This window comes from Paraburkholderia sp., assembly GCF_026225065.1.
Lineage (GTDB): Bacteria > Pseudomonadota > Gammaproteobacteria > Burkholderiales > Burkholderiaceae > Paraburkholderia.
This window is the reverse complement of the sequence record NZ_JAMFSB010000300.1, coordinates 1-6,071: the sequence shown is the minus strand read 5'-3', so window position 1 is coordinate 6,071 and position 6,071 is coordinate 1. Positions and strand designations below refer to the sequence as shown.

The window sequence follows — 6,071 nt, the reverse complement described above, 5'->3', positions numbered from 1 at the left end:
TGGTTTCTACTATCTGCGCGCCCGCTACACGTTCTGACGTAATTCGTCATATGCATAGAAAAATTTGCTCGAACGATATCGGCCTGCGATGGCGATAATGGAACAGGCGGATGTCGCTCGGCAAGTTTCCCGTAACTCTGTTCCCGCGCGAGTTTTAGTGCGCGGGGAGGTATCGATATGTCCTATTCCCTTTCGATTCTCGACAAAAGTCCGATTGCCGACGGAACGAATGCCCACGACGCGCTGCGTTTTACCGTCCGGCTCGCGCAGCGTGCGGAAGCGTTGGGTTACAAGCGTTACTGGATTGCAGAGCATCATGGTGCGCCAGGGCTCGCGAGTTCGGCGCCGGAGATTGTCGTATCCCATCTGCTCGCGCATACGTCACGCATCCGCGTGGGTTCCGGTGGCGTGATGCTGCAGCATTACAGCCCTTTTAAGGTAGCGGAAACGTTCCGCGTGCTCGCCTCGCTAGCGCCGGGCCGCGTCGACCTGGGCGTCGGCAAGGCGCCGGGCGGCTTGCCGCTGACGACGCGCGCGCTTCAGTGGTTTCACGACAAGGCAAAGAAGCCCGATTTCGCCCATCAGCTTGCCGAACTCGATGCGTTCCTTAAAGCGGGCGTGACCGTTGATCACCCATTGGCAGGCGCGATAGCGCTGCCTACGCCGCCCGAAGCGCCGCAAGGCATCCTGCTAGGCGGCAGTCCGGAAAGCGCGGCGCTCGCCGCGAAACACGGCTGGCAATTCTGCTATGCCGGTCACTTTAACGGCGATAGCGACAGTATCGCGCGTTCCATTGATACGTATCGCGATGCGACAGGACGCACGCCGCTGCTCGCGCTCTACGCGTTTGCTGCGGAGTCCAAAGCAGAGGCTCAACGTCACGTTGGTCCATTGCGAATTTTCAAGCTGCGGCTCGCCACCGGGCAGAGCGTCAATCTGCCTAGCCCCGAGGCCGCAGCGGAGTTCGCGCGGCAAACCGGCGTGAGCGACTACCACCTCGACGAATTGCATCCGCACGTTGTTACCGGTACTGCAGACGACGTGCACCAGGAACTCGACGCACTGCACGAACGCTTCGGCATCGAGGAATTCGTGATCGACACCCCCGTAGCGGACTATGCGCTGCGTCTCGCTTCATTCGAAGCGTTGTCCCCTGTGGAACAGGCCGCACGCGTCTGACCGCTTCTACATTCACGCTCATTTTCGTTTACCGGATCCAACCATGACCCAGCGAAACCTCACTTTCGGCATCATGCTGCATGGCGCAGGTGGCCATATGAATTCCTGGAAGCATCCAGCTGGCCCCGCCGATGCCAGCGTCAACCTCGATTTCATCACGGGCATCGCGCAGAAGGCGGAGGCCAACGGCGTTGCATTCGCCTTCGTGGCCGATGGCCTTTATATCAACGAGAAGTCGATTCCGCATTTCCTGAACCGTTTCGAGCCGATTTCGATCCTGTCGGCGCTGGCAACGGCGACTTCGAAGATCGGCCTGGCGGGCACGCTCTCGACTTCGTACAGCCATCCGTTTACGGTGGCGCGGCAGTTCGCTTCGCTAGACCTGATTAGCGGCGGACGTGCGGGATGGAATGTCGTGACTTCGCCGCTCGAAGGCTCCGCGAAGAACTACGGCGGCGAGCATCCCGATCATGAACTGCGTTACCAGATCGCCGACGAATATCTGGAGGCGGTGCAGGGGCTGTGGGACAGTTGGGATGACGACGCATTCGTGCGCGACCGCGAGAGCGGACGTTTCTTCGATCGCGAGAAGCTGCATACGCTCAACCATAAGGGCCGTTTCTTCGAGGTGGCGGGGCCGATCAATATCCAGCGCTCACCACAGGGACAGCCCGTGATTTTCCAGGCCGGCTCATCGGATTCCGGTGTCGCGCTTGCCGGTAAATATGCGGACGCGGTGTTCACCCATTCGCCGTCGCTTGAAGAAACGCGGGCATTCGCGGAGAGCGTACGGCAGAGCGCGGTAGAGCACGGGCGCGCGGCGACCGACGTCAAGATCTTCCCGGGCATCGGGCCGATCGTCGGCGCGAGTATAGAAGAGGCGGAAGCGAAGTATCGCGTGATCCGCGACCTGATCTCGGTAGAGGAGGCGCTTGCCTATCTGGGCCGTTTCTTCGAACACCACGACTTTACGCAATACCCGCTCGACGAGCCGTTCCCTGAGCTCGGCGATCTCGGCAAAAACAGCTTCCGTTCGACCACTGACCGCATCAAGGCCGAAGCGAAGAAGAATGGCTCGACCCTGCGCGAGGTCGCACTGGAAGTGACAACACCGAAGCCGCAATTCATCGGCACAGGCGAACAGATCGCGGATGAGCTGATCCGCTGGTTCGACGCCGGTGCATCCGATGGCTTCATCCTCGGTTTCCCGGTGCAGGCCGAAGGGTTCGACGACTTTGTCCGCTATGTGATCCCTGCGCTGGAGGCGCGCGGCCGCTATAGCCGCACGCTGGCTGGGCAAACGCTGCGTGATCATCTTGGGTTGCCACGACGCGAAAGCCGCTACGCCGCCGCGGAAACGGCATGATCGACGCAGCGCGACGCAGGAGGGCAGAATCATGAGCGACACCACCCAGCGGTTTCCGGGTACCACTCACGCGGGCCACGCAATCGACGATGTGGCAGCGCCCGAATACGCGCACTATCGGATCGTTCCCGCAAGGCACCATGCGCGCACGGCAGGAAGCGTGCTGGCGATCGCGCTGATCGCAATCGTGGCGAATTCGGTACTCGGAAATCCCCGTTGGGGCTGGGGCGTCTTCGCGCAGTGGTTTTTTGCTGGGCCCGTGATCGAGGGCCTGGGGCGCACGCTGGTGCTCACGGGGCTCGGCGCGTTGTTCGGCTTCGCGCTCGCGGTACCGCTTGCACTGGCGCGCGTATCGCGTTCGCCGCTACTGGCGAGCTGTGCATGGGCGTTTATCTGGCTATTCCGTTCGATTCCACCGATCGTGCTGTTGCTTCTGCTGAACAACCTCGGCTATCTGTACGAGACGATCTGGATTGGTGTGCCGTTCACGCATATTGCACTACTGAATGAATCGACCACCGACCTGATCAGTCCGTTTTTCGCTGCAGTACTTGGGCTCACGCTGAACCACGCGGCGTTTTCGGCTGAGGCTATCCGCGGTGGGATTCTTTCCGTCGACCACGGGCAGCGGGAGGCCGGAGCAGCGCTGGGTCTGCCGGGTGGTCGCCAGGTGCGCCGCATCGTGTTGCCGCAGGCGATGCGGGCCATCTTGCCGACCGCGTTCAACGACGTGATCGGTCTGGCAAAAGGCACCTCGGTCGTCTACATCCTCGCGATGCCGGACCTGTTCTATACGGTGCAGATCATTTATCACCGCAATCTGGAGGTCATTCCGCTGCTGATGGTCGCGACGATCTGGTATCTGATCATCCTCACGGTTTTGTCGGCGATTCAGGTTCACATCGAACGGTACTATGCGCGCGGTGCGACGCGCGAGCAGGTGGCGGTGTCGCCATTGACTGCATGGTTCGGCCGGTGGCGTAGTTTGCGTGCTGCGGGCGCCGAGAGCGCAGTCGGCCTTGTGAGTCGATCCGGCACGGCGGCGAAAACCAGCGGCGAGACGGGGAGCGAAGCGGGCAAAACCGGCTGGGCGCAGCGGCGGACCGGCGGCAAGGTAGGCATCCATAACGTCTCGAAGAGCTTCGGTACCCTGAAGGTGCTCGATAACATCTCGCTGGCGTTTCCTTCGGGCAGCGTCACCGTGATTCTCGGTCAGTCGGGCTCGGGCAAGTCGACGCTGTTGCGCTCGGTCAACCACCTCGAACGCGTCGACGATGGCTTCATTGATATCGACGGCGAACTGATCGGGTATCGCCGCGACGGACGCACGCTCTACGAGCTCAAGGAGAGGGACATCCTGCAGCGGCGTCGCGCGGATGTCGGTATGGTGTTCCAGAGCTTCAACCTGTTCCCGCACCTGAGCGTGCTCGACAACGTCATCGAGGCGCCGCTGGCCTCAGGTGTGCCGCGTGCGCAAGCCCAGGCTGAGGCGCGCACGCTGCTCGCGCGCGTGGGACTCGCCGACAAGGCCGATGCCTGGCCGCGGCAGTTGTCGGGCGGTCAGCAGCAACGTGTGGCGATTGCGCGAGCGCTTGCACTGAAACCGAAGGTGCTGCTGTTTGACGAGCCAACGTCGGCACTCGATCCGGAGCTTGTCAATGAGGTGCTCGACGTGATCCGCCAGCTTGCGCGTTCGGGCACGACGCTGATCATTGTCACGCACGAGATCGGTTTTGCGCGCGAGGTCGCCGACACAATCGTATTCATGGACGGTGGACGCATCGTCGAATCGGGGCCGCCGTCGCGCGTTCTAGGCGATCCGGCACAGGCTCGCACGCGTGAATTCCTCTCGAAGGTGCTGTAAGCGTATGCAACGAAGAAAATGCAACGGCTTAGGAAAACTGATGATCGGCCGACGGACGTTCATGATAGAGATGGTAGCGCTGGCTGCGTTGCCGTTTGCATGGCGCGCTGAATCAGCTCATGCCGCAACACAGGCTTACGACTTCAGCCCAGCGCAGACAGGGCGTGTCCGTGCACCGAAGGATCCCGACGCGCAGCGCCTGCTGGCAGGCTATCGCCTCGTCTCGCCGGGGGTATTGACGGTGGCGATAGCGCCATTCGATCCGCCAATCGCGACGTACGCAACCGATGCCCGCAGCGTCGTGGGCGCCGATCCGGATTACGCACAGCTTGTCGCCGATGCGCTCGGCCTGCGTCTCACGCTGGTGCCTGTCGCGTGGCCGGACTGGCCGCTCGGTCTTACGTCGGGCAAATACGATGCGGTGATCTCGAACGTAGGCGTCACCGAGAAGCGCAAGCAGAAATTCGATTTCACGACCTACAGGCTAGGGGTACACGGCTTCTACGTCCGCGCAGACAGCCCGATCAAGGCGATCCGCGAACCACAAGATATTGCCGGCCTACGCGTCATCACGAGATCCGGGACGATCCAGGAGCGGATCGTGCTCGAATGGAACGAGCGCAACGTGGCGCACGGGCTGAAAGAGGCCACTGTGCAGTACTACGATGACGGCGCCGCCGAGCGCCTTGCGCTGCTGTCGCGCCGCGCGGATGTCATTGTTAATCCAGATCCGTCGCTTTCCTATGAGGCCGCGACCCAAGGACAGATCCGCCAGGCCGGCACGGTCAACGCGGGCTGGCCGAACAACGCGGATGTGGCGATCGCGACCCGCAAGGGCAGCGGCCTCGCACCGGCGCTGACGGCCGCGACCAACGGGCTGATCCGCGGCGGGCAGTATCGCGCGGCGCTCGCGCGCTGGGGCTTGCAGACGGAGGCCGTCGAGCGCTCCGAAACCAATCCCCCCGGTTTTCCGGATGCGTGATCGAAGGCGTTTGCTGGCGCGAGCCAAAACACCGATGCGAAACCCTGGCAACTGGCCGCACTGCTTGACAGTGCATTGCCAGAACAACGAGAGAGGGCATTTATGTGTGCTATTCGCATTGACCACCTTGCTTTCCTGACGCCGGGCAACTATGCCGACGATGCGCCGCTCGCCGGTTTCGAGCGGACGCTTGAACTGTTTGGCGTCGGCGAGGCGCTCGGCTACGACAGCGCGTGGGTGCGCCAGCGTCACCTGGAACGGGCGGTATCCTCATCAGCGACGTTCCTCGCAGCTGCCAGCCAGCGCACGACGCGGATCGGCCTCGGCACAGCGGTGATCCAGATGGGCTATGAGAATCCATTTCGTCTTGCCGAGGACCTTGCCACTGTCGATGTGTTGTCCCACGGCCGCCTGAACATCGGATTGAGCGCGGGTGCCCCAGCGCATGGCATCCTGCTCGGCGAACGGCTTTTCGATGCGAATCCCGAACTGATCGACTTCTCGCATGCGCGCGTCGAGCGTCTGCGCCGCAATCTCGCGGGAGAATGGCTCGGCGGGGAGGACACCTTCATCGAATCGGCGGCGGGCCGCGTGCGGCCGCGCGTGACGCCCTATGCGGCGGGTCTTGCCGAGCGGCTCTGGTATGGCGGCGGTTCGCAGCGCTCGATCGAATGGGCCGG

Annotated in this window: 5 protein-coding genes; all 5 read left to right on the top strand. The window is 62.4% G+C overall.

Annotation, left to right across the window (positions count from 1 at the left end; all coding sequences use genetic code 11):
* Positions 1 to 177 precede the first annotated feature (177 nt).
* Positions 178 to 1,179, top strand: coding sequence for an LLM class flavin-dependent oxidoreductase (locus M0954_RS21640; protein WP_297355417.1), 1,002 nt, complete (start codon positions 178 to 180; stop codon positions 1,177 to 1,179).
* Positions 1,180 to 1,222: 43 nt separating this feature from the next.
* Complete coding sequence (locus M0954_RS21635) at positions 1,223 to 2,545, top strand: LLM class flavin-dependent oxidoreductase (RefSeq protein ID WP_297355415.1); 1,323 nt, start codon at positions 1,223 to 1,225, stop codon at positions 2,543 to 2,545.
* Between the two features lie 31 nt (positions 2,546 to 2,576).
* Positions 2,577 to 4,409, top strand: a complete 1,833-nt coding sequence (locus M0954_RS21630; protein ID WP_297355413.1) for an amino acid ABC transporter permease/ATP-binding protein — start codon at positions 2,577 to 2,579, stop codon at positions 4,407 to 4,409.
* Positions 4,410 to 4,449: 40 nt separating this feature from the next.
* Positions 4,450 to 5,391, top strand: coding sequence for an ABC transporter substrate-binding protein (locus M0954_RS21625; RefSeq protein WP_122154899.1), 942 nt, complete (start codon positions 4,450 to 4,452; stop codon positions 5,389 to 5,391).
* Positions 5,392 to 5,493: 102 nt separating this feature from the next.
* Positions 5,494 to 6,071: LLM class flavin-dependent oxidoreductase (locus tag M0954_RS21620; protein ID WP_297355411.1), on the top strand; the 578-nt coding region annotated here is incomplete at its 3' end.

Coding starts and splice junctions, on each gene's coding strand:
- M0954_RS21630 (WP_297355413.1), top strand. CDS start 2,577: ATGAGCGACACCACCCAGCGGTTTCCGGGTACCACTCACGCGGGCCAC.
- M0954_RS21635 (WP_297355415.1), top strand. CDS start 1,223: ATGACCCAGCGAAACCTCACTTTCGGCATCATGCTGCATGGCGCAGGT.
- M0954_RS21625 (WP_122154899.1), top strand. CDS start 4,450: ATGATCGGCCGACGGACGTTCATGATAGAGATGGTAGCGCTGGCTGCG.
- M0954_RS21640 (WP_297355417.1), top strand. CDS start 178: ATGTCCTATTCCCTTTCGATTCTCGACAAAAGTCCGATTGCCGACGGA.